22 protein-coding genes and 1 other RNA gene are annotated in these 26,856 nt (G+C 37.8%); 8 read left to right on the plus strand and 15 right to left on the minus strand.

Features of this window, described 5'->3' with window-relative positions:
* Positions 1–33: 33 nt before the first annotated feature.
* Positions 34–2,910, minus strand: a complete 2,877-nt coding sequence (locus GAB14E_RS16760; protein ID WP_033081271.1) for a TonB-dependent receptor domain-containing protein — start codon at positions 2,908–2,910, stop codon at positions 34–36.
* 650 nt (positions 2,911–3,560) lie between these two features.
* On the opposite strand from GAB14E_RS16760, the gene priC reads away from it, so the two are divergent.
* A complete protein-coding gene (priC, locus tag GAB14E_RS16755) occupies positions 3,561–4,244 on the plus strand; it encodes a primosomal replication protein PriC (RefSeq protein ID WP_033081272.1) in 684 nt (227 codons plus the stop codon).
* 96 nt (positions 4,245–4,340) lie between these two features.
* The gene (locus GAB14E_RS16750; protein ID WP_033081273.1) at positions 4,341–4,607 is read left to right on the plus strand and encodes a late competence development ComFB family protein; all 267 of its coding nucleotides are present in this window, start codon (positions 4,341–4,343) and stop codon (positions 4,605–4,607) included.
* A gap of 429 nt (positions 4,608–5,036) precedes the next feature.
* On the opposite strand, the gene GAB14E_RS16745 is transcribed toward GAB14E_RS16750, so the two are convergent.
* From GAB14E_RS16745 to pspA, 13 genes are all read right to left on the minus strand, one after another.
* Complete coding sequence (locus GAB14E_RS16745; RefSeq protein ID WP_033081274.1) at positions 5,037–6,008, minus strand: aspartyl/asparaginyl beta-hydroxylase domain-containing protein; 972 nt, start codon at positions 6,006–6,008, stop codon at positions 5,037–5,039.
* 525 nt (positions 6,009–6,533) lie between these two features.
* Positions 6,534–6,630: signal recognition particle sRNA small type (gene ffs / locus GAB14E_RS24460), an RNA gene on the minus strand.
* Positions 6,631–6,764: 134 nt separating this feature from the next.
* The gene (locus GAB14E_RS16740) at positions 6,765–7,697 is read right to left on the minus strand and encodes a DUF3014 domain-containing protein (RefSeq protein ID WP_033081275.1); all 933 of its coding nucleotides are present in this window, start codon (positions 7,695–7,697) and stop codon (positions 6,765–6,767) included.
* 203 nt (positions 7,698–7,900) lie between these two features.
* Positions 7,901–8,539, minus strand: coding sequence for a maleylacetoacetate isomerase (gene maiA / locus GAB14E_RS16735; RefSeq protein ID WP_033081276.1), 639 nt, complete (start codon positions 8,537–8,539; stop codon positions 7,901–7,903).
* A 299-nt stretch (positions 8,540–8,838) separates the two neighbouring features.
* Positions 8,839–9,828: a fumarylacetoacetate hydrolase family protein gene (locus GAB14E_RS16730; protein ID WP_033081277.1), complete on the minus strand. Its 990-nt coding sequence runs from the start codon at positions 9,826–9,828 to the stop codon at positions 8,839–8,841.
* Between the two features lie 180 nt (positions 9,829–10,008).
* Positions 10,009–11,559: a transcriptional regulator TyrR gene (gene tyrR / locus GAB14E_RS16725; RefSeq protein WP_033081278.1), complete on the minus strand. Its 1,551-nt coding sequence runs from the start codon at positions 11,557–11,559 to the stop codon at positions 10,009–10,011.
* Positions 11,560–11,756: 197 nt separating this feature from the next.
* On the minus strand, positions 11,757–12,110 hold the full coding sequence (locus tag GAB14E_RS16720; protein ID WP_033081279.1) for a 4a-hydroxytetrahydrobiopterin dehydratase: 354 nt from the start codon (positions 12,108–12,110) through the stop codon (positions 11,757–11,759).
* 87 nt (positions 12,111–12,197) lie between these two features.
* Entirely contained in the window at positions 12,198–13,001 is an 804-nt protein-coding gene (gene phhA / locus GAB14E_RS16715; RefSeq protein ID WP_033081280.1) for a phenylalanine 4-monooxygenase, read from the minus strand.
* Positions 13,002–13,605: 604 nt separating this feature from the next.
* Positions 13,606–14,730, minus strand: a complete 1,125-nt coding sequence (locus tag GAB14E_RS16710; RefSeq protein ID WP_033081281.1) for a YcjF family protein — start codon at positions 14,728–14,730, stop codon at positions 13,606–13,608.
* Positions 14,727–16,202: a YcjX family GTP-binding protein gene (locus GAB14E_RS16705; protein WP_052093509.1), complete on the minus strand. Its 1,476-nt coding sequence runs from the start codon at positions 16,200–16,202 to the stop codon at positions 14,727–14,729. The genes GAB14E_RS16710 and GAB14E_RS16705 overlap by 4 nt, the downstream gene beginning before the upstream one ends.
* Before the next feature lie 199 nt (positions 16,203–16,401).
* On the minus strand, positions 16,402–16,854 hold the full coding sequence (pspC, locus tag GAB14E_RS16700; protein WP_033081282.1) for an envelope stress response membrane protein PspC: 453 nt from the start codon (positions 16,852–16,854) through the stop codon (positions 16,402–16,404).
* Positions 16,851–17,063, minus strand: a complete 213-nt coding sequence (gene pspB / locus GAB14E_RS16695; RefSeq protein WP_033081438.1) for an envelope stress response membrane protein PspB — start codon at positions 17,061–17,063, stop codon at positions 16,851–16,853. Before pspB ends, pspC begins: the two co-directional genes overlap by 4 nt.
* Before the next feature lie 90 nt (positions 17,064–17,153).
* Positions 17,154–17,819 carry a phage shock protein PspA gene (gene pspA / locus GAB14E_RS16690; RefSeq protein WP_033081283.1) on the minus strand — a complete coding sequence of 222 codons (666 nt, stop codon included), beginning with the start codon at positions 17,817–17,819 and terminating at the stop codon, positions 17,154–17,156.
* A gap of 247 nt (positions 17,820–18,066) precedes the next feature.
* Here pspA and pspF point away from each other — a divergent pair, with 247 nt between their 5' ends.
* From pspF to GAB14E_RS16660, 6 genes are all read left to right on the plus strand, one after another.
* Positions 18,067–19,185: a phage shock protein operon transcriptional activator gene (pspF, locus tag GAB14E_RS16685; protein ID WP_033081284.1), complete on the plus strand. Its 1,119-nt coding sequence runs from the start codon at positions 18,067–18,069 to the stop codon at positions 19,183–19,185.
* Positions 19,175–20,845: an ABC transporter substrate-binding protein gene (locus GAB14E_RS16680; protein WP_033081285.1), complete on the plus strand. Its 1,671-nt coding sequence runs from the start codon at positions 19,175–19,177 to the stop codon at positions 20,843–20,845. Before pspF ends, GAB14E_RS16680 begins: the two co-directional genes overlap by 11 nt.
* A gap of 1 nt (position 20,846) precedes the next feature.
* Positions 20,847–21,875, plus strand: coding sequence for an ABC transporter permease (locus tag GAB14E_RS16675; protein ID WP_033081286.1), 1,029 nt, complete (start codon positions 20,847–20,849; stop codon positions 21,873–21,875).
* Entirely contained in the window at positions 21,865–22,758 is an 894-nt protein-coding gene (locus tag GAB14E_RS16670; RefSeq protein ID WP_033081287.1) for an ABC transporter permease subunit, read from the plus strand. Before GAB14E_RS16675 ends, GAB14E_RS16670 begins: the two co-directional genes overlap by 11 nt.
* A gap of 130 nt (positions 22,759–22,888) precedes the next feature.
* Positions 22,889–23,923: a peptide ABC transporter ATP-binding protein gene (locus GAB14E_RS16665; protein WP_033081288.1), complete on the plus strand. Its 1,035-nt coding sequence runs from the start codon at positions 22,889–22,891 to the stop codon at positions 23,921–23,923.
* A gap of 1 nt (position 23,924) precedes the next feature.
* Positions 23,925–24,701: a peptide ABC transporter ATP-binding protein gene (locus tag GAB14E_RS16660; protein WP_033081289.1), complete on the plus strand. Its 777-nt coding sequence runs from the start codon at positions 23,925–23,927 to the stop codon at positions 24,699–24,701.
* A gap of 164 nt (positions 24,702–24,865) precedes the next feature.
* On the opposite strand, the gene GAB14E_RS16655 is transcribed toward GAB14E_RS16660, so the two are convergent.
* On the minus strand, positions 24,866–26,773 hold the full coding sequence (locus GAB14E_RS16655; RefSeq protein ID WP_033081290.1) for a SurA N-terminal domain-containing protein: 1,908 nt from the start codon (positions 26,771–26,773) through the stop codon (positions 24,866–24,868).
* Between the last annotated feature and the right edge of the window lie 83 nt (positions 26,774–26,856).

Consider the following 26,856-nt stretch of genomic DNA (forward strand, 5'->3'; position numbering starts at 1 on the left):
CCGTTTTTAGTTTTGTTAACCTACTAGTTTAGACTAGAAGTTTAAAGAAACCGACATGTGAATGTAACGACCAAGTTGGTCATAAAATGCACCTGGGTCCATTGTGTTACCAGTCATTGGTGGCTCTCTATCTAAAACGTTGTTCACACCAAGACGTGTTACTAAGTTTTCATTAACAGTATAACGTACTGATAAATCAATATAGCTTTCAGAGCCAAGGTCTTCACGAACTAATAAATCATTGCCCGCTTTTGGAACACCACTATCATCAAGCTTCCAGTCATCATTGCTAACTGAGCTGTTGTAGCGCCATTTAGCATTGAATCCCCAGTCATCTAAGTCGTAATTAACATTAACAACATGTCTCCAACTTGGTTGTGGGAAACATTTAGCACTGATAGAACCTGCACAGTCATAGATTGCGTCAGGATCACCTGGTAATGGCTCATATTCTTTAGTTAACATTTGAGTACCCATAAATGTTGCGCTGAAAGAATTACCAAATAAGTCAGTGTTATAACCAGCAGTTACATCAATACCTTCCCATGCACGACTTGCAAGGTTGATATTTGTTGCAGTGATAAAACCTTGCTGACCTGTCCAAAGACTACCGGCATTGTTACGTGTAATATTATCACAGTAAGCAGCATCACCTGAATTGGCACATTGCTCTAATGTTACATCTTCATCAATCGTTCCAATCACTTCTTCAATATCAATTGTCCAGTAATCAATGGAGAAATCGATTTCATCGGTGATTTGACCAACAAGTCCTAATGTTAAAGTATCTGCAATTTCAGGTGATAAATCAGGGTTACCACCATAAAGGCCGTTATATTGTCCTGCTGGGCTTTTTACTACATTACCGTATTGAGCTGCTGTAACACCGGTATTAGCACACTGTTCTTGTGAAAATTCAGGAGTTGCAGTCGCACATGGATCAGTACCAGTCCATAAACCTAAACCTTGGTTGGCGAACATTTCACCAATATTTGGCGCACGAGCCGCGCGGTTATAGCTGGCACGAACTTTCCAATCATCCATTGGCGTCCAATCAAATGCGATCTTATACGTTGGTTCATCACCTGTAGTACTGTAATCAGAGTAACGGTAACCAACTTCCATAATTAAAGACTCAGCAAATTCTGCGTCTTCAACTAATGGAATACTTGCTTCACCATAAAGCTCACGAACTGAGTAACCACCTGAAAGCGCATGTGTTGGGCCACCTTGGCCTAATAACAAACCTTTGTCGTAAACTTCATCTACAACACGCTCATAGTCTTCTTTTCTGTACTCAGTACCAATTACCACAGCGATTGGTGTATCTGCAAATGGTGAAGTTACATCTATTTCACCAGTAACATAAGCACTAAAGATAAATTGATCAGAATACTGCGCTTGAGCGGCAACACCTGTTAATGTAGAAGCTGCATCAGGCGTTATACCCTGGTAAGCAAATACTTCATAAGGAACACAATCTGTAGTATCAGCACAACTTTCACCGTTAGCACTTAATGCTGTAGTAATACGTGGTGCGAAGAAATCATTAATGTACTGTGTGCCTACAGTGGTAGAACCTACTTGGATTGAAGTATCGTAAGTCCAATTATCGTTAATTTCACCTTCAGAACCTAATACAATGCGGAATGAGTCATGCTGAATAATACTTGCACGCGCACCACCTTCAACATTACGTTTACCAATGTAAGTTGAGAATTCCTCGCCTGGCATAATACCAAATGCGTCAGTCATGTATTGACGTTGAGCATCACTAATTAGCGGGCTATCATAATCGATATTATATTCTTCATTGAAGAATGTACCTGATTCAGCGATTTGACCTTTAGTTTGGTCACGCATATACATGAATTCCATGTATGGTTGTACATGGTCATTAATTTCATAGTTTACAAATGAACCAAGTGAGAACCTTTCATCTGGACGCATGAAGAAGTTAACTGGATTATAGTTATATACGTTACCTACAGACGGTGTAAAGTTGCTATCTGGTGTTAATGTTAGGTATTCATAGTTATCCCAATCAAAATGACCATCAGCACCAACAGGGCTTAAGTAAAAGTTAGGTACTACTGCGTTACCAGAACCACCACACCCTGTCCCTGTTGCGTTAAGTGCACAAGAGGTATAATCACGTGTACCAAACTTCATTTCATCATTGCGTTTCCATGTAGCATATGATGTTGCATGGCCTTTACCATCGGCAAAATCACCACCCATAGTAATTTCTAAACCGTAGTTTTTACCTTCGATGTCAGATTGACCTGTCTCATATTCAAAGTCTCTTTTATCCATCAAACCCTGAATGTACTTGTTATCGTTGTTGTGCTGATAACCACCAGCAATAACATCTATTCGGATACCTTCAAAGTCAGTATCCATTACAAAGTTAACAACACCAGCAATAGCATCTGAACCGTATACAGAAGCACCACCACCAGTCATTACTTCAACACGTTTAACAAGAGCGCCAGGAATGCTGTTAACATCTGCAGAACCTGATGAACCACCACCTGGTTGCATACGACGACCGTTAACTAGTACTAGTGTACGGTGAGAGCCTAAACCACGTAGGTCTAAACCACCACGACCAGTAGCACCGTTAGCTTCAAAAGCTGTAGATGATGCTTCAATTTGCGGTAACGTGTTTAACATATCTTCAACACGGGTAAAACCAGAAACTTTGATGTCTTCTGCACTTGTTACCGACATAGGGCTTGAAGTTTCCATGTCAGCACGTTTAATACGTGAACCGGTAACTTGAATTTTCTCTACTTCATCAGCGCCTTCTTCGGCTGCAAAAGTTGGGGCCGAAATTGCTGCTGCAGCGCCAGCACCAAACATCATCGCTAAACGGATGGCTTTAGCTACTTTACTATTGTTATACATGTTTACTCCCTGGATCACATTGGTGATTTGGTTGTTTATTTGTTTGTTTGTTTTTATTTTAAAAGACTCAAAGCTATGCTGCCTTGTTCATCTTTTTCAAGTCATAGACCTGATCTGTCGGTTAAGATAGTAAACGGGAATAACAGGAATCGTCAACACCAATTGCAACCAAATACTAATCTTTTTAACATATGGACACATTCGGACACACTTTCGCAGTAGCAAACAAACCTAACAAGAACACGCTACACCATTGTTTTTATTAAAAAAACCAGCCAGCACAATTAGATATATAATATACATTTTTTATTTGAAAATATTATGTAAAAAACACCATAAATCCATTAACAGTATCGTTACATTTGCTTTTTTCAATACACTTTACAACAACTTAAGTAAACATGTAATTTATCAGAAATAGATAGCTCAATAAACAAACAGCATTTTTTTTTATTTTTTAACCAAAAAAATCAATGAATTAGACTAATAAAAACACAGCTTGTACAATTATAGTTACGAATTATCGATTTATCTAAAATGACAATTTTCACTTCTCACTGCTGATGCTAGTTTACATAAGCCTTCGATACTGTTTAGGTTTTCTCTGCAATGCGTTATAATTCCCCCTCAGACAACATACTGCTCATTATATGCACAACAACCGACATATTATTGCTATTCAACGTTTATCAACACTGCTTGAACACTTGTCTTTGCAATCTAAAAATATCGATCAAGCGAATCGAAAGCATAAATCACATCGTCTTGTTGAAAACAACAACCTCTTCTCACAGCACTTATTTTCAACTGAAAGTGATCAATTTTCACTTTATGCTGATGAAATAAAAAAAAGATTAGATGAATTCTCCAGGTTATATCGTCTAAGTACGGATAATGCGACTAAAGCTGAATTTGCCAAATCATCATTACAACAAATAGAGCAGCAAATATCAGCATTGATGAATGCTATTCAGTCAAATCAAACCATGCATCAAGCAGCTCAAGTAAGTTTTAATGCAAGAAAAAAGGTCCGAATCAATTCGGCTAAAGCGGCCCAACTTAAGCAAAATGACAATTATAATAAAATGACAAAATCAGTATTACTGACCAGTCACCAACTGTATCAACAGCTCAATGAGCACCACGAATTTGAAAGGCGGCTTATGGCGATGATAACTGAACGAGAGCAACAACGTATTCAATCTAGACATGCCAACACGGATAAGCTTTCACACGAGGTACTGGCTTTACATCAACGCCTAGGTCGTTGCCGAAAAGCTATTTCTTCAATTGAGCAAAACATCAAGCGAGCGGAGAAAAATAACCTTAGATAACAATGAAATATTCACTTTATATATTAGCATTTTGTTATAACTCAGGTTACTCTCTGTATAAGGTTTTACTGCCGTAATCACTTATCAAGAGGTTTTATGAAAATTTCAGATGATATCCATAACTATTATGAAAAGTTAGTTATGCAACACTTTGCTGCGGCAAAGTTCGATGACAAATATGATGTAGATTTCATTGCTGATTTAACCTGCGTGGTATTAAATCAATTACCAACTCGTTATATCCGTCATGAAGTAGATATGGCTTTCTACTTACCTCCCTCAGAGCGTTTCGATATGGAAAGCAAGGTGAAAAAAGCTATCGCTAAAGCCCTGGCATTTATGGATGTAAACCGAACAAGTTAATATTATTCAGTAAGGATTGGCTGATAGCCAAATCAGCCATGTAAAAAATAATATTTAACACAAAGTTTAATGGGGTCTGTATCATTTTTTAAAGAATCAACATTGAATGAGCACTGCTGGGCAAGATATATATCTTAATAGCGAATTGGTTAATTTATGTTCTGCATTCAAACAGTGGCATCCTCTATATCAATGTTTCAGCATTCAGCAATGGTTGAATTTAAATATAACTCCAAAGCAGAATAAAACTTACGACGACTAAACCTAAAGTTGCTTTATTCATCAGCCAATTACGTTGTAGTTGTTGCTAAATAGACTTTATATAACTAACCTATTTACATAAAAGTTTTAGCCATTCCCCTAATGAGTCAATCTCAAGATAAAAGGTACAACAGCTCTAATAAAGTCATTTTTATTACCCAATAAGCATTACTTTATCTGCTCAGCCATTTCTACATTCAATGCTGGCATAAGAATACAATATATAAATATTTCTTTGATAGGTGCGCTATTCCCAGCAACGAAGTCGCTTGCGAAGGTGTTCACCTGTTTAAGAATAAACATCCTTAATTTTTGATAATTAGGCCAACCTGCTTCACTTTCACCATAAAATGACCATAAACTACGCCAGTCATACTTAAGTTGATCAGTTATTTCTTTTAATAATTTTATATCGCTACCCCTATTCGTTTTTACAGTCAAAGCATCATTAAATACATCATTAATTAAGCCATCCATTTCACCAGGAGTCATCACTAAAGGGGTATTAAATTTTTCTGTGTGAATAGTCGTTCTGTGATGCAAATCATATGCTAAGAAATGAGCTTTAAAGTCTGCTGAAGCATTTACATCAAAAGGTACATAAGAGTTTTCAAGTAATTTCCAAAAACGACTTGAGCCAGCAATATCTATGACAAGGTGCACACGTAATGTGTTGCCACCGTTGTGTACTCGGTGGTATTTCCATGAGTCAAAAATCCATGCCTGACCTACCTCCATATTGACATGTTTATCCTCACAGTAAAAAAGCACATTTTCATCTGTAATGATGGGAATATGGATTCTTACGCGCTTATACCAATGATAATTAGTATCACTGTGAATAGGGACTTCACAACCAGGAGCTAACCTCATTAAGCGTGATCGGCCAATTATTTCACCAAATGAGGCTATAACTTGCTTATGATAAGGCAAATCATTTAATGACTGCGTAACTTGCATAGGGCCATTAAAGTCATTATTTATTTCACCATTAACTGAAACCAACGGTATTGAAGCGTTACCTTTAAATCTGTCTGGGTGTTCAATCCATTGACATTCATCCAATGCTAAAACTTCTTTTTGTAATTGCTTTACATCGAAAGCTAAGGGTAATTGATAAAACTCGTGAGGTAACTTCATTAATAACTCTTATTTAGATATCTCGATAGAGTATAACGAATGTAAATTTTCACGTCCGTTAAATAATCAATAGTTTCTAATTAATTACTGGTGTTTTGATATAAGCCAGAAGAGAATGAAAGTATAAATCAAGGCTCAGAATACTTGATTATGTTTCAGCCAAAATACATTTTTATTGTTTTGGTGACTACAATACTCCTGTTCATCAAAGCAGTTTTAACTAGCTTTCTGAGCTAAAGAGATGAAACACAAGCAGTATACTACTTTAACCTAACGGCATCTTACAGGGTCAATAGCGTCATTGTTACCCTCCCCCTTCAGATAGAGCCTTGGAGAACATTAGTGAGTAATTTTAAAGTTTTCTCACATCGAGTATATAAATTGTTATAGATTAATTTATTAAGGTAGTTACAAACAGTATATGTACATCGAATACAAAAGATATTTGTAGAAAAGACGTAACACTTGATATAGCGATCATTCCTGATGTGGAGTATTCATGAAGAGAGTAGAATTGGGTGGCAACCCAATCAGCCACACCTCGGCACATGAGTCGTCTGCTGCGGTTGCTTCCTTCCGGACCTGGCCGAGTTCACAGAGTATCATTGCGAGGGGACCGAAAGGGTCACCATAGAAGCTTTAACAACTAATTTGTTACTAAAGCGGCGCGAATTATCGCTAATCGTTTTAATAGATGCAAGCACAAGTTAGTAAAACCTTACTGACTGCCTATTTTTCAAGCTCCTCTACAATAAATTAACTCTGTTCATTCATTTTATAAGCTAACTTCTCATTAACTTCTAACAAAACAGATTTAATAATCAGCAGGTTTTCTTTACCGATGCGTAACAGCAGCTTATCACTATCATCTAATGCTTCTAGTTGAGGATCATTATATTTGTACATAACACTGGTACGAGTAATGTCCAATGCTGATTTAGGTAACTCCATATCCAGCACTCGTGTTATCGCGTCTTGTAATGCAAAGGTAAAGTCTTCGTCATAACCTAACTCGCTATATGCTTCATCAATTAGTGGTTTAGCTTCAAAGTAGCCGTTAACTAAGGTACTACTGTCTAAAGAACGTAATAAATCGACATATAAATCAAATCGTTTACTTGTTTCGCTATTCCATTGCCAAACATTCTGTTCACCATCAAGGTTAACTGCTTGCTCATCCACAGAAAACTTTACTTTAGGCTGAACAAAAGGACTGTGTTCGTAAGCTAATAGACCTTGAGCAAAGTTATCAGTAAAAACAACAAAACGTCGAATAATATCTTCAGTTATTAACAATGATAACAACTCGTTTCGCCAAGTAAATTCAGGTAACTTTCCCTGCACCCAGCTATCACTTTCATCTAATACTGGTAGAGGGGCAATAACAACAGGCTCAACAACGACTTCTTCAATTGCTAGTTCGCTTTCTTCAATAACAAGTACTTCAGGTGATACCTCAGCGACCTTATTCCCCTCCTCCACAACCTCTATTGATTTAGTAACTAGCTCTAATGGTTCTTGTTTTAACAGCTCACTGGTGTCTATGGCACGTTTTTCAGTTTTTCCTCCTGAAAACTGCCACAAAGCGACAGCCACTAATACCAAGGTAACAATAAATATAATGAGTGGGCCTGATTTTTTTTCATTTTCGCCCTGCTCGACTGGCTGTGTTGCTTCTGAATTATCCATGGCTATCCAAAGTTATCTTTTATAAATGCTAAGTAAACTTTATTGCAACGCTTTTTGCTTTGTGATGCAACCATCAAAACGCATTTTTTTAATTTTTTGTGTTTTTATTTGTTTTCAAATATGAATAACTCAATAATAGCCCACGTTTAGTTAGAGCTACGAAGAGATAATTCACACTCAAAAAGAAACAAGGGAGGAAACCTCTACTGCGCGTCGGCTTGGTTCTCAGGCAGTGCTTTGATAAAAGCAGGTAACTTATTACAATTTTCAACAACTTGGTTTATTAGTGGGTAAGCTTGCATATCAACATTAAATCGATGAGCATTGTATACTTGCGCAACTAAACAAATATCTGCGACAGTAACCGAGTCTGCAAAGCAATACTGCCCAGCACTCGTCTTTAACTGCATTTCTATTGCACTAAAACCGATAGACATCCAATGTTCAAGCCATAGCTGTTTCGCCTCATCAGCGACTTTTAATGAGCTAGTCAGATATTGTTGTACTCGTAAGTTATTAAGGGGGTGAACCTCACAAGCAATATCTAAAGCTAAAGCTTGTACTTTTGCCCTAGTTTTTACATCATTAGGGTATAAAGTTTGTTTTGTATTACTCTGTTCAAGGTAGTCAATAATAGCTAAAGATTGGTTTAATGAAAAATCACCGTCCACTAACGTTGGCACTAAGTGGTTGGGGTTAAGCTCACTATAATCCTTACTATGTTGTTCACCGCCATTTTTAACCAAATGCACTGAGATAGATTCAAAGTTAACCTCTTTTAAATGCAGCGCAATTCGTACTCTGTATGCAGCAGTAGAGCGCCAGTATCCATAAAGTTTCATAGTATTCCTTATACCAATAAATATGTGTTCATTCTAAATGGACTAAATATTCCATTAACATCGTTACTTTCAATCCTAATAGTCAACTATTACTCAATTAAGCGCCTTGTTTTTGAAGATTTAAGCTCATTAATACTTGATCACTAACTTATTAGTGTTGGTCTTATTCTAGTAATTATAATTTAAAAAAAATGCTAATTACCTGTCCAAGTTAACTTCTCTAGTTAGCTTTAGGGCTGATAATTAGCATTTACTGTTTATTTTTTATTTGTCGTTCAGAGGTGTTAGCTTACAACTAACTACTTTGCTTTATATTCAACAACTTTTTGATCAATAGCGCCAAAAATACTCGCGCCCTCACTGTCAAACATTTCAATGCGTACAGTATCACCAAAACTCATAAATGGCGTAGATGGCTTACCATCGGCAATTATTTCTAACATACGAATTTCTGCTAAGCAGCTTGAGCCTGCAGAGCGGTCATAGTTTGAAATAGTACCCGATCCAATAACACAGCCCGCTGATAAGGGACGTGTTTTAGCCGCATGAGCAACAATAGTTGGAAAATCAAAAGTCATATCGACGCCACAGTTTGGCTGACCAAATAAGTTTTCATTTAAATGAGTAGTTAACGGTAAATGTAATTTTTTACCATCCCATGCATCACCTAATTCATCCGGCGTTATTGCAACTGGAGAGAATGCGCTTGAAGGCTTAGAGGCGAAAAAGCCAAAACCTTTAGCTAATTCACCAGGAATCAAGTTACGTAGTGATACATCATTTACTAACATTAACAACTTGATATGGCTTGCCGCTTGCTCTGGAGAACTTCCCATAGGAACATCATCAGTGATAACAGCAACTTCTGACTCAAAATCGATACCAAATTCTTCACTGGCAATTGAAATATCATCACGTGGACCAATAAACGCATCTGAGCCGCCTTGATACATCAAAGGATCAGTCCAGAATGTTGCTGGCATTTCAGCATTTCTAGCCTTACGTACTAATTCAACATGGTTAACATATGCGCTACCATCAGCCCATTGATAAGCACGAGGTAATGGTGATTCACACTCACTTTGTTCAAAAGCTAAAGTATCAGAGATTTCGTTGTTATTTAACGATTGATAAACCTCAGCTAATTTTGGTGAAATCTCACTCCAGTTATCAATAGCAGCTTGTAAAGTTGCGGCAATATCATTTACCAGAACCGCTTTATCAAGTGCGCGACTAACAACGACTAGTTGGCCATCGCGAGTATTATTTTTAAGTGTTGCTAATTTCATTGTTAAACCTTTTTAATTATAACTGTAATATTGATCGATATATTTAAAGTATGGTACGAATTTTATCTCCGACAGCCAAGTTATCACGGCAGCTTAGCTAAAACAGTACGGAATAATTTCTTTACGGCAATTATTACACTGCTATGTCTGAAGCTTTAGCCTACAAACTTACTTATATTGTTATATTTTCACTGTTTTTTTATTAATATCGTATTCACGTAATTTATTTGCAATCGCGGTATGGCTGAGGCCAAGTTTTTTAGCTAGCTGTCTAGTACTTGGATAAGCAGGATAAAGTTTACGTAAAAGATCAGCTTCGAATTTTTTTACTGCGGCATCTAATGTGCCTTCAAACTCTTGCTCTAAATAACCGTGTTCACGGGTATAGGCCGGTAGCGCCAAGTGACTAGTTTCAATTTCCTCCCCCTCAAGCAATGAAGCTGCACGGGTAAGTACGTTTTCTAGTTGACGAATATTGCCTGGCCATGGGTAGTGCTCAATAAAATCACGACAATCTTCGCTAATTTTTAAATGATTACGACCGATTTGATGTGCGGCTTTAACAGTAAAAAACTCTGCTAAGGGTAAAATATCACTACGACGCTCTCTTAGAGCTGGTAATGTTAACCCAAAAACATTTAGTCTATAGTAAAGGTCTTCTCTAAACTCACCGATTGAAACAAGATTTAACAAATCCTTGTTGGTTGAGCTAATGATACGGACATTGACAGTAACTTCTTGCTCTGAATCGACGCGCCTAAAACTACCGTTTTGAATGACCCTTAATAACTTACTCTGTAGCTTAGCTGACATTTCGCCAATTTCATCAAGGAAAACTGTACCACCATCTGCCAACTCAAAAATGCCACGTTTACTTGACTCATGTTCTTTTTCACCAACACCAAATAATTCTGACTCTGCTACATCATCAGGTAAGGCTGCACAATTTAAGGTCATAAAAGCATGTTCTGCACGCTCACTAGCACCATGACAAGCTCTAGCAAGTAGCTCTTTACCTGTACCAGTTTCGCCCATGATTAAAATTGAGGAGTCCAGAGATGACATACGCTTAGCTTCACGTATTACTTTTCGCATCGCACTTGAGCTTGCCTGAATGCCGGTAAAGGTGTTTTCATTAGGCTGTTTGAATGCATTCATTTGTTGGCCAAGCCGTGCTTCAGATTTCAAAATCAAGACAGCACCAGCAAGTACGCGACTGTCTTCTTCACCGGCAACATGAATTGGCATAATATCAGCAACAAAATCATCGCCTTGGAACTTCAAACGTCGAGTTTGCGCCAAAACATCATTAGCATCTAACCAGCGATTAAAATTAAAACCTTTTAACCATAAGCTAACATGCTGACCAATTAATGATTCTTCACCTTCACCAATAATGTTTGAGACGATGGTATTTACAATACGGATATTGCCTTTTCTATCAATGGATATAAAAGGATCGGGGAAAGTTTTGATTAAAGTAGACAGCTCGTTTCTTTCACGTTCAGATGGCATGTAAGGGGCTGTTTTAACATCTCCCACCCCTTCAATCAAACGCAATTGTGGCATAAAAGTTTGTAAATCTGAAAATTCTAAATCAGGTATATTAATAAAAATACGCCCTGGCTGCATCAGTTCAATACCACGCACATTAATGCCATGTTCGACAAATATACCTAATACTTTTTCTCCCATGCCAACACGGTCATGACAAGTAATTTCTAAACGCATTCAAAGCCCTTACTCTAAAATTTAACAAGTAGAATTTAACAAAAGGCTATTGTAAACTAATTTTTACGATAATAAAGCACAACATTGACCAAGTTGTATTTTGATTAATGTTGTTACTTTATTTTGTCACTACATTTCTCACGTAATAACTACACTATGTAGATTGATCCTGTAAGTGATTGTGTTAATGACATTAATTATTCGCCTAACTGATCCGTTTTAGCAGCACAAATAAAGTCATTTTTATGCAGTCCACCAATAGAGTGAGTCCACCAAGTGACCGTTACTTTACCCCATTCAAGTAAAACCGATGGGTGATGGAATTCACTTTCAGCCAACTCAGATACTTTATTGGCAAATGCCCAAGCTAACTTATAGTTTTTGAATTTGTATTCACGCTCGAGCATCATGACATTATCACGTACTTCAGGCACCCAATCGGGAATTAATGCGATTAGCTCTTTAAGCTCTTCATCACTTACTTTAGGCGCATCGACGTGGCAAGCTTCACATACTTGACTTGCTAATTTATTACTGGATTGTGCAGTCATCATTTATCCTTGTATTTTTATATTTATATTTATTTGAAATAATTTAAAGGGAGTAAATCTTTATTGTTGTGTCGATAAACCAAACCATTAACTGGCTTGTTTAGTCGGAAATTTAGCATCGTGTAAACCTAACATTTGCGCTTTAGCAACCAATTCCATGATATCTTCAACTTCAAACTTGCGAATTTCATCTAAATCAGAAACCTTAGTTAACATGTAATAAATTGGTTGCATTATATCTATTCGATAAGGCGTTCTTAAAACATCTAAGACATTAAATGGCTGACGTTCAGCCTTAGCACTGTTCATTGCGTACTCGGTTTCCCCTGGTGAAGACAATACACCGCCACCATATATACGTAAGCCTTTTGGCGTATCTAGTAAACCAAATTCAATAGTAAACCAGTATAAGCGTGCTAAAAATACCCGTTGCTCTTTACTCGCATTTAAGCCCATTTTTCCGTACGCTTCGGTGTAGTTTGCAAAAGACGGGTTGGTTAATAACGGGCAATGACCAAAGATTTCATGAAAAATATCTGGCTCTTGTAAATAATCCATTTCTTCACGACTACGAATAAAGGTAGCAACTGGGAATTTCTTTTCAGAAAGTAGTCTAAAAAATTCACCAAAACCGATTAACGCCGGCACTGGATAACATTCCCAGCCGGTTGTAGCCTTTAGCACCTTGCTCACGTCATCTAGTTGAGGGATGCGGTCTGTTGGTAAGTTTAATTTTTCTAAACCTTCATGATATTCATCACAAGCTTTACCTTTAATACATGCCAATTGACGAGCAAACAATTCCTGCCAAATAACATTCTCTTCTGCTGACCAATGTATAAAACCCTGCTCATCAGGTTCTCTTGAAATATACTTTGTGCCTTTTGCCATAGTGTTAACCTTTCTTCTTAAGCGACTTTTGCTATATTTTTTTGATGTAATTCTTTTTAGCGTTAAAACTTAACCTTATAACAAACGTTAAGTTCAACGGAACAATTTTAATTGTTACTGCATTCATATTAAGACATCAGGATAGATAAAATAAAGCAACAAGAAACGGCTAAAAAACCAACAAAACCATTTGTTGTACATGAAAGGTTACAGTAAAAATTACAACAGTGGTGATCTCATACCATTCCTCATAAATAAGTGGCCACCTAGAATGATATGGGCGACACTTGAACAAATAAAATATGTATAGATATAGTTACTACTATATCAAACAAGTGGTGTGTCGTTATCATGGTGTCCATACATTTCTGAAGGGCGAATACCTAATTCAAGGTAAAGGCTTAATAAGCGGCGTTATTGATTTAGACGAGGACTCTACATGGATGGTGTTCTTAGATAATTCACGTGGTACAGGAAGTACCTTATTAGATAATGCAGGAGCATATTATCCTGAGCTTATTCTCCTGAGTAACCATTCTATTCAATCAATGCCTTGCCCCTAAATTATCGCTAAGCGATCAATTTCTTATACGGATTGGTATTACTATTTATGTTTACCTGGACTGATCAGAGATTTAATTTGTTGAGCTATTTTTTTACGAACATGGGTTAATTTTGGCTTTTGTTCAAAAGGTATTGGACGACATAACTCCATCGTTTTAGCCCCTAGCCTTGCTGTGAGCATGCCTGCCCCTACCCCCTGTGCGAATCGCGCCGATAACTTGCCCATTAACTCAGCGCCAAGCATGTCACTACCAAGATCTGCCACCAACTCACTAGCACCTGCATAAGCCATATTTACAAATATTTGTTTTATTAGCGTTATTCGACTCCAATAACCCAGTTTTAAGCCATATAAGCCTGCTATTTTGTTTATCATGCGTAAATTACGCGATAACATAATCAACATATCAATGAGTGCTACCGGACTTAAGGCAACCAAGACAACCGCCTCAGTAGAGAACTTTGCCACCTCATTTAGTGCTTTTTCATCAACTTTAGTTAACACCAAACGTGAATAAAGTAGCACTAACTCACTAGAACTATGTTCTCCAGCATAAGCATCATGCCAAACTTGTTGCTCTGTTGGACAATCAAACACCAAATCACAAGGCAGATTTTCGCTAATATGGTCACAAAAATCCTTACCACGTTGATTAGAAGACTCAGTTAACTGTTCAGCATCTATCAATAACAGCTCTTTTGCTTGCTGTTTCATTTTCTGACGACTTTTAAACTGCTTCAGACCGATAAACTCATGCCATAGAGCATTACCAGTGACTAACATTAATGAGCCGAGCAGAAGTGCATAAAGGCTAGTAATTATTGGGGCTTGTTCAAAACCTGAGACAAAGAAATCAAACGCTTCGATAGTGAGTAGCGTTATAAATAAAACCGTAATTATTCGCCATAACCATGAATACTTTGTGCCTTGAATGCGAGTAGAATCTTGCTGTAACTTTTCGGAATCAAGTTCTATCTCTCTCACCTCATCAACAGCTAGCGGTAAATACTCCTCATTAGTAAAAACTAGCTGTTCGGAGACATTGTTACTGCTGACTTTAAAATGATTATCACTTTGCTCAACTAAGCTGTCATGTTCACTAAACAATATTTGCTGCTGCAAGTTTTCACTGGCTATATTTTTTTTATCTTCATTATTTGTCATATCATTTTATCTGCTAGTAAAAACTGTAAGACTTGATCCATACGAACATGTGGTAAACATTGCTGTTTATTAAGTCCATTTAAAGGGGCGAACGCTATAAAATTAAAGGTGTTAGATTGCCAATAATCATCCTTAGGTAACTGACTGGGGACCGCACCAGGAAATAGCGTAACCTTTTGGCCAAATACACTTGCTGACTCGGCTGTATTAAGGGCAGTTAAACGTTGACCTTGGATAACGGGCACATCTACACCCTTATGTTTACTGAGTCCTGAATTGGTCGCTTTAACAGCAGCTATGGCTAAGGTTTTAATTTGCACTGCTTCATAACTTAAATGATGTTTATTTTGATGAATCAATTGGTTTAACAATGACACCATAGGTGCGTGTTGCTCTGGTGTGACATGATCAGCTTTGGTAGCACCAAAAAGCAGCTTGTCTATTTTAGGGAAGAATAAACGAGAAAATAGCCCTGACTTACCATAACTATAACTTTGCAAAATCATCGACATAGCGAGTTCTAAATCGGCAAAACTCTCTTTGCCATTATTCAAAGGCGTTAAACAATCAGCCAGTACTATTTGCCGGTCAAAGCGAAGGAAATGCTGCTGATAAAACTTCCGCACCACATGCTCTTTATATTCAAGATAACGAGATCGTAACATACCAATAAAACTATCATCAGGGGCATTTTGATAGTCATTAGCATCTAGGTTTTCTAATCCTGGAAAAGGGAAAAACTCTAAGATTGGCGCCCCCGCTAACTCACCTGGTAATATAAACCGTCCTGGCTGTATAACCGATAAACCTAACTCATGCCGAAAAGTATGTAAAAGCGCAGTATACTCTTGGGTGAGTTCTGCTAATAGCTCTTCACTAGTACTAGAAAATGGATCAATTATGGCTAATTTAGCCAGAAAACTTTCACTGTGCTTAGCCCTTGGCCTACGAGTCATTAGGTCATGTGTTTGCTGTGACCACTCTTGATATGTTTGTTTAAGCATAGGTAAATCAAGTAACCATTCCCCTGGATAATCTGTAATATCTACGGTCAAGGTTGCCATATCAGTGGCATATTTTAGTATTGAATTTTTTGGCTGATAGCGAATTGCTAAACGTAACTCACTGATACCATGGGTAGGCTCTGGCCAGCTTGGCGGCTCAGATGTTAACGCAGAAATTGCGGCATCATAATCAAACCTTGGAACATGAAAGTGTTGTTGCGGCACCCGTTTAGCTGCAATGAAATTGCCATTATGCACAGGGTCGAAGAAACTAAGCTTAGTGCCATTCCCTTCATTAATTAATTGATTCACCAATGAAGTTATAAATGCCGTTTTACCACTGCGACTTAGCCCTGTAACAGCTAAAGTAACATGCTGATCTAAAGTTCGACTGAGTAGTTCATTAGCCTTATGTTTTAGCTTATCTAAGCCACGTTTTTTTAAAAATGATTTACTTATTAATGCCATAACAAATTGGTAACTTGTAGATTCAAATCTGATTTTAAAAGTAATTTGATAATAAAGTCTTTTAAATAAAATTACACTCTATTGATGACTTTCCATTAGAAAAATTAACACCCCAGTGCTGAGCAAGGAAACATTACCGGGGAAAAGATAAAAGCTGCCAACTGACAGATTTTATCTTTTATTAGGCAACGGTTAGCGATTAAAGCTTATTAATTTCCCTAGAAACGGTAAACTCAGCCGAAGTGACATATTGCTCCATCGCTTGTACTTTTTTCTCTAGAGCACGAAACTTACGGCGAATATCATGAAGTGCCTGCTTAGGTGGCTCACCTGCTTGCCAAATTCGTGCTTTTACCTTGATTGACTCATTGCTTACATTAGTCTTATGCCTTGCTTCTTTATGACTACTCGCATAACGACTGTCATGTGCTTCATTGCTTCTCTTACCTGTGCTCCGTGGAGATTTGTCCAAAATAAACCAACCAGCGATATAAGCTAAGATAAGAAAAGGCATACCAAAAAGCACGCCTGATACCACTAATATTCTTACCAACCAGGTTTCCCAACCGAAATAATCCGCTATGCCTGCACAAACCCCGGCAATTTTACCCTGCTCGGCGTTACGATATAACTCACCTCTTTTTCGATTCATAGTTTGGCTCTCCAGTTTGGGGTCTCCGCGTCTAAAATCGCTTCAAGAGTTTGTATCCTATCAGCCATGGTATCAGCAACTTCTGATAAATCTGATAATTGAATATACTCTTCTTGGCTCAACCCTTGGCTTACTTGTTTTTTACTACGGTAATGCAACACTAACCATATAGGGGCAACAATAATCATAAATATAATGACAGGTGCCATGATAACTTCTTCCACAATACTTCTCCTTTATCCTATTCTACCGATAGCTTTTTATGTTTTTAATCTTGCTTGTTATGCTTCTGAATTAGGCTATTTTTTATTATTTTTCATCTTAGCTTTTAACTGCGCTAATTCATCATCAACTTTTTCATCCGTCGCCAGCTCAGCAATCTCATCAGCTAACGATTTACCACCTAAGTCATAAGATTCAACTTCTGCTTCAATATCGTCAATTTTACGTTCGTAATGATCAAAGCGGTTTAACGCATCATTCACTCGTGTGCTGTGAATATTTTCTTTTACTTTTAAACGAGAGCTTGCTGATTTTTCGCGAATAAGGATCGCCTTTTGACGTGTTTTAGCATCTGTCAGCTTATCTTGTAATTGCGATATTTCATCTTGCAACTTGCGGATATGTTCATCAGTGTGAGTTAATTCATCTAATAACGCCGCAGCACTTTCACTGCTTTTTTTCTTTTCCATTAAGGCTGCACGCGCTAAATCTTCACGATCTTTACTTAAAGCCAGCTCTGCTTTTTCTTGCCATTGTTGGGCGTCTTTTTCAAGACGAGTCACTTGACGGGTTAATTCTTTTTTGTCTGCTAGTGTTTTTGCCGAGCTAGAGCGCACTTCAACTAAGGTATCTTCCATTTCTTGAATGATTAACCGTACCATCTTGGTTGGGTCTTCGGCTTTATCTAATAAATTATTAATATTAGAGTTAATAATATCTGTGAATCTTGAAAAAATACCCATAACAACTTCCTCAACTAATGGCTAAATGATGCCAAACTGTATTTGCTTTTACTTGGACTAAGCATTAACTTAGCGCGTATTTATGCTTTAACTACACTTTTAATATATTCATTTTTTGCGCCAACTTTTAATATTATGATAAGAGATTGTTTTAAAAGAGTTATTATTTATTTAAAAAAGTCTTTCAACCATTCAAGTAATAAAATACACTATTTGTTAGTGAAATAAACCAACCTTTGAGTTTACTATGGCGCGTTTTAACCAACAAGATAACCTACTTGGCCAATCAAATAGCTTTTTAGAAGTACTCGAGCAAATATCTCAAATTGCTCCTTTAAGTAAACCCGTACTTATTATTGGCGAGCGTGGTACAGGCAAAGAGCTTGTCGCGGCCCGATTACACTATCTATCTAAGCGCTGGGATCAAAGCTATCTAAAGCTTAATTGTGCTGCTTTAAATGAAAACTTACTTGAAACAGAATTGTTTGGTTACGATAGTGGCGCATTTACCGGCGCTAATAAACGTCACGAAGGACGGTTTGAGCGTGCTGATAAAGGCACACTTTTTTTAGATGAAATAGCCAATACCTCTGGTCTTATTCAAGAAAAATTATTACGAGTCGTTGAATATGGCGAATTTGAACGTGTGGGTGGCTCAAAAACCATTTATAGTGATGTTCGTTTAGTGGCGGCCACTAATGAAGATTTACCGACATTGGCAGCATCGGGTCAGTTCAGAGCCGATTTATTAGACAGATTAGCTTTTGATGTTATTACCCTACCACCATTAAGAGAACGTTTAGATGATATTTTAATGTTGGCGGAAAATTTTGCTATTAATATGGCGCGCGAGCTCGAATTTGAACTGTTTAGTGGTTTTACCGAGAAAGCGAAACGCAGTCTACTTACCTACCATTGGCCTGGTAATATTCGAGAGTTAAAAAATGTGGTTGAACGCAGTGTTTATCGTTGTAACAATCCGCATTTACCCGTTCATGAGTTAATTATTGATCCATTCGAGTCGCCCTTTAGACCAAATCAACGAATTCAAACTAATGATAGAATCAGCGAACTCAATAAAAATAGCTTAACTGCTAGTGACAGTGCCCTTAGTGAAACAGCAACAGTGGTCGCATCGGCCATAGACAGTATTAAAACCGCAGCCAAAATAACTACGCAGCAATTCCCTCAGTCTTTAAAGGCATTATCACAAGATTATGAAATAGAATTAATACAGTCGGCCTTGGCGCATTGTCAATTTAATCAAAAGAAAACCGCTGACGCACTCGAATTAACGTATCATCAACTAAGGGGTTACCTAAAAAAATATAACTTGCTTGATGGCAGTATTAACGATGAACTATAGACCTGTATATCTTCTAGTAGTAATCACTATTGTTAGCTTATTAGTAGGCTGTGATGAGGGCGATAAACTTTCTTTAAGTGAACGAAGCGTTATCTATTGCTCAGAAGGCTCTCCAGAAACATTTAACCCACAATTGAGTACTTCAGGCACAACCACTGACGCTATTTCTAAACAACTTTATAATAGCCTTATAGTTTATAAAGGAAAAGATAATACCTTAGGTCCCTCTCTAGCAAAGGACTGGCATGTAACTCGTGATGGTAAAATGATCACCTTTTATTTACGCCAAGATGTGCAGTTTCATCAAACGGGTTATTTTTCACCAACAAGGTTATTTAATGCTGATGATGTTTTATTCAGCTTTAATCGTATTTTAGATAAAGAACATAGTTTTCATCAAGTATCTGGTGGCCAGTACCCTTTTTTTCAAAGTATAAAGTTTTCACAGCTGGTAAATAAAGTTGAGAAAATAAATGACTTCACCGTTCGTTTTGTTTTAAAACGGAACGATAGCTCCTTTTTAGCAAACCTAGCCACTGATTACGCTGCTATTTTATCAGCTGAATATGGAGAAAAATTACTCGATGCACATACCCAGCATGAGATTGACATATTCCCTATTGGTACCGGCCCATTTAAGTTAAAGGATTATCGAGTTGGCTCACTAATTCGCTTCTACCGTCATGATTTCTATTGGCAAGAAAAGGCTAAAATAGAACAACTTGTTTTTGATATTTCTCCCAGTAAAACCAGTCGTTTAACTAAATTGCTAGCAAAAGAATGTGATGTCAGTAGTTACCCTATTGCTCATGAAAAGATTGCTGAAAGAAACGATTTAGAATTGAGATCTATTACCTCCCTCAATGTAGGCTACTTTGGCTTTAATACCAAAAAAGCACCTTTTGATAATAAATTAGTGCGCCAAGCTATTAGCCTAGCAATTAACAAACAAGCCTTAATAGATACGGTTTACCGCTCTCAAGCTGCTAGAGCAAGATCAATACTTCCTGAAACCTCGTGGGCTTATGACCCTAATACCCCTGAACTTGGCTATGATCCAGTACGGGCAAAGTCGCTACTAGAAGTAGCCGGTTATGCGCAAGGTTTTACTATGGATATATGGGCAATGCCATTGCAAAGAGCTTACAATCCAAATGCAATTACCATGGCAAAACTAATCCAAGCCGATTTAAAGAAAATTGGCGTAAAAGTGAAGATTGTTAGTTATGAATGGAGTACTTTTCTACGCCGTTTATCCTTAGGTGAGCATCAGAGTTTCCTATTAGGTTGGAACGCTGACAATCCCGAGCCCGATAATTTTTTCACACCAATGCTCAGTTGCTCCGCTAGTGAAAAAGGCAATAATCGCACCTTTTGGTGTAACAAAAAATTTGACCTTTTGCTGCAAAAAGCCCTAAAAACAACCAATATGAATAAAAGAAAAGTTTATTATTCTCAAGCGATGGAAATAATAAATGAAGAAATGCCGTTATTGCCTATTGCTCACTCCAAACGATTTCAGGCTCGCGGCATAAATGTTGAGGGTGATATATTGTCAACCTTTGGTGGTATTAGCTTTTATCAAGTTTCCAAAAAAGATCTCAGCAGTAACCCCTCCCCTTTAGACAAACCAAAGCATAGTAAAAAGGTGAGTAAGTAATATGCTGACTTTTACCTTACGACGCATAAGTCTATTTATTTTTACTATGCTGGTATTAACTTTATTATCATTTAGCTTAAGTTTTTTGTTCCCCGGTGATACGGTAATCAATCATTCAGGGCAGACTAATGCCACAGCAGCTGAACTAGTAGAGCTTAAAGCAAGCTATCAAATGGATAAAAATATTGTCAAGCAATATGGTGCTTATTTAGGCCATATTCTTAATGGTGATTTTGGTCAATCCATGGCCAGCCAATCTCCCATTAATAATGAAATTATAGAATTACTACCTGCAACAATAGAGCTTAGCTTAGTGGCTTTGCTTATTGCTATGTTAGTTGGTATTCCTTTAGGTTTTATTGCCGCCATTAATCATAATAAAGCCAGTGACAATGCAATATTATCTTTTGCAATGATTGGTTATTCTATTCCGGTCTTTTGGCTAGGATTGTTGGCAATTCTTGTTTTTTCTATCACTTTGGGCTGGTTGCCATCAGCAGGACAAATAAGTCTACTCTTTGAAATTGAATTTGTTACCGGCATCCAATTTATTGATATTTTGTTAAGTGATAGTCCCTATAAATGGCAAGCATTTAGTAATGCCAGTGCTCATATAATTCTACCTGCATGTGTCATAGCCTTAGCACCGGCAACCATTTTTATCCGCTTATCTCGTGCAGCGATGATCGAAGTATTAGCCGCCAGTTATATCAGAGCAGCTCGCGCTAAAGGTTTAACCTTTCAACAAATCATATTTCGACACGCCATACGTAATGCACTGATTAAAATAATACGACATGTAGGTTTGCAATTTGCCAACTTGGTCACTATCGCTATGGTTACTGAAGTCATTTTCAGTTGGCCAGGCATAGGTCGCTGGCTGATAGAAAGTATATTCCAGCGAGATTACACTGCTATACAAAGTGGTTTATTAGTGCTGTCATGTTTTATCTTCATTATTCATATACTGACAGACTTTATTTATGCGGCGCTCAACCCATTAGCACGAGGAAATAAGCATGGCGCGTGAAAAAATATACCTTGAAGAAGTTTTTCCCTCGCCTTTTATGCAGCTGTGGGGGATTTTTCGTAAAACACCTGTCGCCATGGTAGGTTTCTGCTGTTTTATCTTTCTTATATTGTTAGCTATTTTCGCGCCAATTATAGCTCCCTACTCTCCAGTAGACGGTAATTTGCAGATGATATTATTACCTCCGGCTTGGCATGTTGATGGCAATGTTAGCTACCTTTTAGGTACCGATGAACTTGGCCGAGATATGTTATCAAGGCTAATGTATGGTACATCTCTGACTTTTGGTTTAAGTTTTATAGTGGTGATTTTCTCACTGGTTATCGGCGTAGTTATAGGCTCGTTATCAGCATTAACTCACGGCATTAAATCTAGCTTTTTAAATCACTTCCTTGATGTTGTACTCTCAATCCCCTCATTATTACTTGCCATAATTATTGTTGCGATATTAGGTCCTGGCATCAGTAATACTGTATGGGCAATCGCCATCGTTTTTATTCCGCAATTTATTCACATTACCCGTTATGCGGTAAAAGAAGAGTTTAGAAAAGACTATGTACTAGCGTCACGCCTTGATGGCGCCAGTAATTTCCGTATTTTGTATTACTCGGTATTTCCTAATATTGTTGAGCGCTTAATGAGTCAAGCGACCTTAGCGCAATCGGCAGCGATATTAGATATTGCTACCTTAGGTTTTTTAGGGCTCGGTGCACAAATCCCCTTACCTGAATGGGGCGCAATATTAGCAAATGGACTTGAGCGCTTCTATATAGCGCCTTGGACAGTTTATTTACCCGGCTTAGCAATCTTATTCGCCGTCGTTGCCACTAACTTAGTGGGCGAAGGAATCCGCCATGCGCTCAAATTACGCAAGGAAAGCTAATGGTATACCCTCAAATAGTGACAATATCTAGCATAACGACAACGACAGATTTCATATCAGTAACAAACAATGTCGCTTTACATTATCTGACATTAAATATTCAGTCTAAAAAGAGCGCTTAGAAGAGCTTATGAATTTACTCGACATTAGAAATTTATCCATAGAGCTAGATACCCCCAATGGCCGAGTATTAGCAGTAGACAGAGTAAGTTTATCAATCAAAGAAGGTGAGGTACGCGGTTTAGTAGGCGAATCTGGCTCAGGTAAGTCACTCTTAGCTCAAGCTATTATCGGTGTATTGGAAGATAAATGGCATGTTCATGCTGATCGATTTCACTGGCGCGGTATCGACTTACTGAGATTAACGATTGATGAGCGTAAAGCATTATTATGCCGTGATATCGCGATGATATTCCAAGAGCCAATGAGTTGCTTAGACCCCACGACTTTGATAGGTGAGCAATTAAGTGAAGCCATTGATACTTCACAACTATCTGGTTATTTTTGGCAGCGTAACAAACAACGTAAAGCCGCAGTGATTAAGTTGCTGCATAAAGTCGGCATTAAAAATCATAGTCAATGTATTAGTAGTTATCCTCATCAGCTCACCGAAGCAATTTGCCAACGCGTCATGATAGCAATAGCGCTCGCTGGCCGTCCAATATTACTGATTGCCGATGAGCCGACAGCAGCGATGGAAAGTACTAATCAGGGGCAGATTTTTAGATTATTAGCCAACTTGAACCAATTAAAAAACATGTCGATTTTATTAATCAGTCATGATTTAGAAAACCTTACCCACTGGACCAACACCATTACGGTGATGTATAGCGGTCAATTCGTCGAAGCAGGCACGACAGAACAAATATTTAATAAGCCTATGCATCCATACACCCGCGCTCTAGTTGATAGTAGTACTAAAGCCAATTTACAATTACCGACTAAATCTCGACTAATGACGCTACCTGGTAGCATCCCTATCTTACAACATTTACCTATAGGGTGTCGGTTAGGTCCTCGATGTCCTCGAGCCCAGCAAATGTGTGTCTCAGCACCAAAGGTAAGTAATTTTCATGGTCATAAAGTTAGTTGTCATTTCCCTATCCTTCGTGAAACAGTAAAAAAAGAAGTCATGAAAAACAACGCTGTAAAAGGAAGAAACTAGAGTGAGTATTTTATTTGATGTTAGAGATATATCCAAATCGTTCAAGCTTAAAGGTCACTGGTTTCACAAACGCAAATTCAATGCATTATCACCATTATCCTTCACCATTGAAGCAAAAAAAACGTTAGCTATAGTTGGGGAAACAGGTTCGGGCAAGTCAACGTTAGCGAAGATATTAGTTGGCGCAGAAAAACCCTCCGCAGGTAAGATATACCTAAACGGTCAATTACTGCAAAACCAACGTTTTAAAGAAAGGTGTCAACATGTCAGGATGATATTTCAAGACTCTGGCACCACCTTAAACCCAAGTTTAACCATACAAGAGTTACTCGACGAGCCATTGACCCTAAACACTGATTTAGATGAAAAGCAACGTCGTCAGCTTATTCGTACCACTTTGCAGAAGGTTGGCTTGCTTGGCGATCATATGAATTTTTATCCCCATATGTTTTCAGGAGGACAAAAGCAGCGCATATCTCTCGCTCGGGCGATAATATTGCAACCGCAAGTAATAATCCTAGACGAGGCCTTGGCAGCGCTTGATCCCTCTCTTCGGTCACAAATGGTTAATTTATTGCTCGATTTACAGCAACAGATGGGGTTAGCTTATATCTTGATTTCTCATAATTTGGGTATTGTTCGCCATTTTAGTGACGATGTCATGGTGATGTCCCATGGCGAGGTCGTTGAATCTGGTAAAACTATCGAAGTAATGCGTGATCCACAACATAAGGTGACAAAAAAATTAATGATGAGCCAAAACTTCCAGCTGAAATAAAACCAATGAGTATACTTTTAGTTAGCACACCTATTTAACCCTTATTATTTAACCTACTCCCCCCTGTAATTGCAAATAAAAAGGCCAATAGTAGGAACTACTATTGGCCTTTTTAGCCACTATAAGCGACTAATGGAACTCTCTATTTTAAAATAGGTAAGTTCTTAGTAAATAGCTACTGGCTCAGTAACTTGTTTACGGGTGATTTTAGCACCTACCTTTAACGAGTTAACAAAACTTTGATAAGCAGATTGTGCTAACTGAGAAGTTTGTTGCTGGGCTAAGTTAGGGTTAGCTGCTGTCTCACTTACGCCTACAGCGGTTACTTCAACTAGCGCTAGGTCACCATTGCTTAAAGCTACTGTTGAAGCGGAAACAACACCGTTAACCGGATGTGGTAACACAAAAGCCGCACGACTAATACTTTGATCAACTTCAGGACTATAACGGGCAACATTAGCCTTATTAACAAAACTTGCATTAAGCGCTGTTAGTTGAGTAGAAATATCCGTGCCTGTATTAAAGTCAGCTAATAAAGCATCAACGGTTTGTTGGGCTTGCTCGGTTGATTTTTGATTCACTAAGATATCTTTAATTTGTGCTTCAACTTCCAATAACGGCTTAACATTAGCTTCTTGGAATGTATTAAGGCGTAGTACTAAGGCAATATCATCATTCACTTCAATAAGGTCTGAGTTCATGTTGTCTTGTAAAACCATCTCAGAAAAAGCCGCCTCAATAACTTTTGCTTGATCAAAAGGTGCACTATTACCATTACGCGATAACCAAGGAGAAGTCTGTATGGTAACATTTACCTCACTCGCAGCATCTTCAAGGCTATCAGGGAATTCAAAGCTGATGCGTGCCATTTCTTGCTGCAAGGCAAAAAATTTGTCTTGTGCTTGCTCATTACTTAACTTAGTACGTAGTTCTGCTTGTACATCAGCAAAACCTTGGATTGCTTCGGCTTTATAATCAGTTAGTTTTAATACATGGTAACCAAAGCTCGTCTTAACTAATGGAGTAATATCACCAATATTAATCAATGCTAATGCAGCTTCATCAAAACTTTCCTCCATAACACCTGGCTCTAACCATTCTAGATCGCCACCGTTTTCACCACTGAAAGTATCATTAGAAACTTCAATAGCAACCACGGCGAAATCTTCACCTTGCTCAAGACGCGTTAAAATAGCTTGTGCTTGGGTTTTAGCTGCAGCTTCATCATCAGCAAATTCAATTAAGATATGAGAAATACGGCGCTGCTCTGCTTCAGTAAAGCTAGATAAGTTATCTTGGTAATGTTTAGTTAACTCTTCATCAGTAACATTAATACCTTTAGCGATGTCAGCTACATTTAAGCTAATGTAATCTATTTTCACTTGCTCTTTATTTTCAAAACGAGCTTGATTAGCAAGGTAATAGTTATTTACTTCCTCATCGGTTAACTCAATGGCTGCTTTAAACTGCTGTGCTGAGATGGTGGCAAATCGAATATCTCGAGTTTGATTCTGTAATGCTGTTTGCAGTTTTTCTTGATAAGGTAAACTAAACTCTGTGGCAACTAACGCTTGGCTTAACTGACGGCGAGTCATTTCAACACGTAAATAATCACGGAAACTTGATGATTGGAAAAAACCAGCTTGATTGATAATGGCTAAATAACGGTTATTATCAAAAACACCATCAACTTGAAATTCAGGCATCTTACGGATAGTTTCTTTTAAGCGAGCATCTGAAACACGAATAGCTAACGCTTTGCTGTTTTGATCAATAAGCTTTTCATTAATTAGATTGTCTAAGACACCTTGGCGAAAGTTTGCCATATAATTGGCATCATTTGATAAGGTATCAAACATTTCACCAAATTGTTGCGCCATACGGCCACGCTGTGTTTGATAAGCTTTATTAAATGCTTGTTGACTAATGGCTTCACCATTAACTGTAGCTACTGAAGTATCAACAGAATTGGTATAACTGCCAACACCTGCGACAGCGAAGGTTAGGATAATCAAACCAAGAATAATTTTGGCAGTCAGTCCTTGCGATTTTTCACGAATATCTTCTAACATCTCTTTCTCTTTTTTTATGCCTAAAACATCTAGGCTTAGGTATTTTAATACCAAATGCATCACTTGGTATTAATTAAAGTTGC

The sequence above is a fragment of the Colwellia psychrerythraea genome (assembly GCF_000764185.1).
Taxonomy (GTDB): Bacteria; Pseudomonadota; Gammaproteobacteria; order Enterobacterales; family Alteromonadaceae; genus Colwellia; species Colwellia psychrerythraea_B.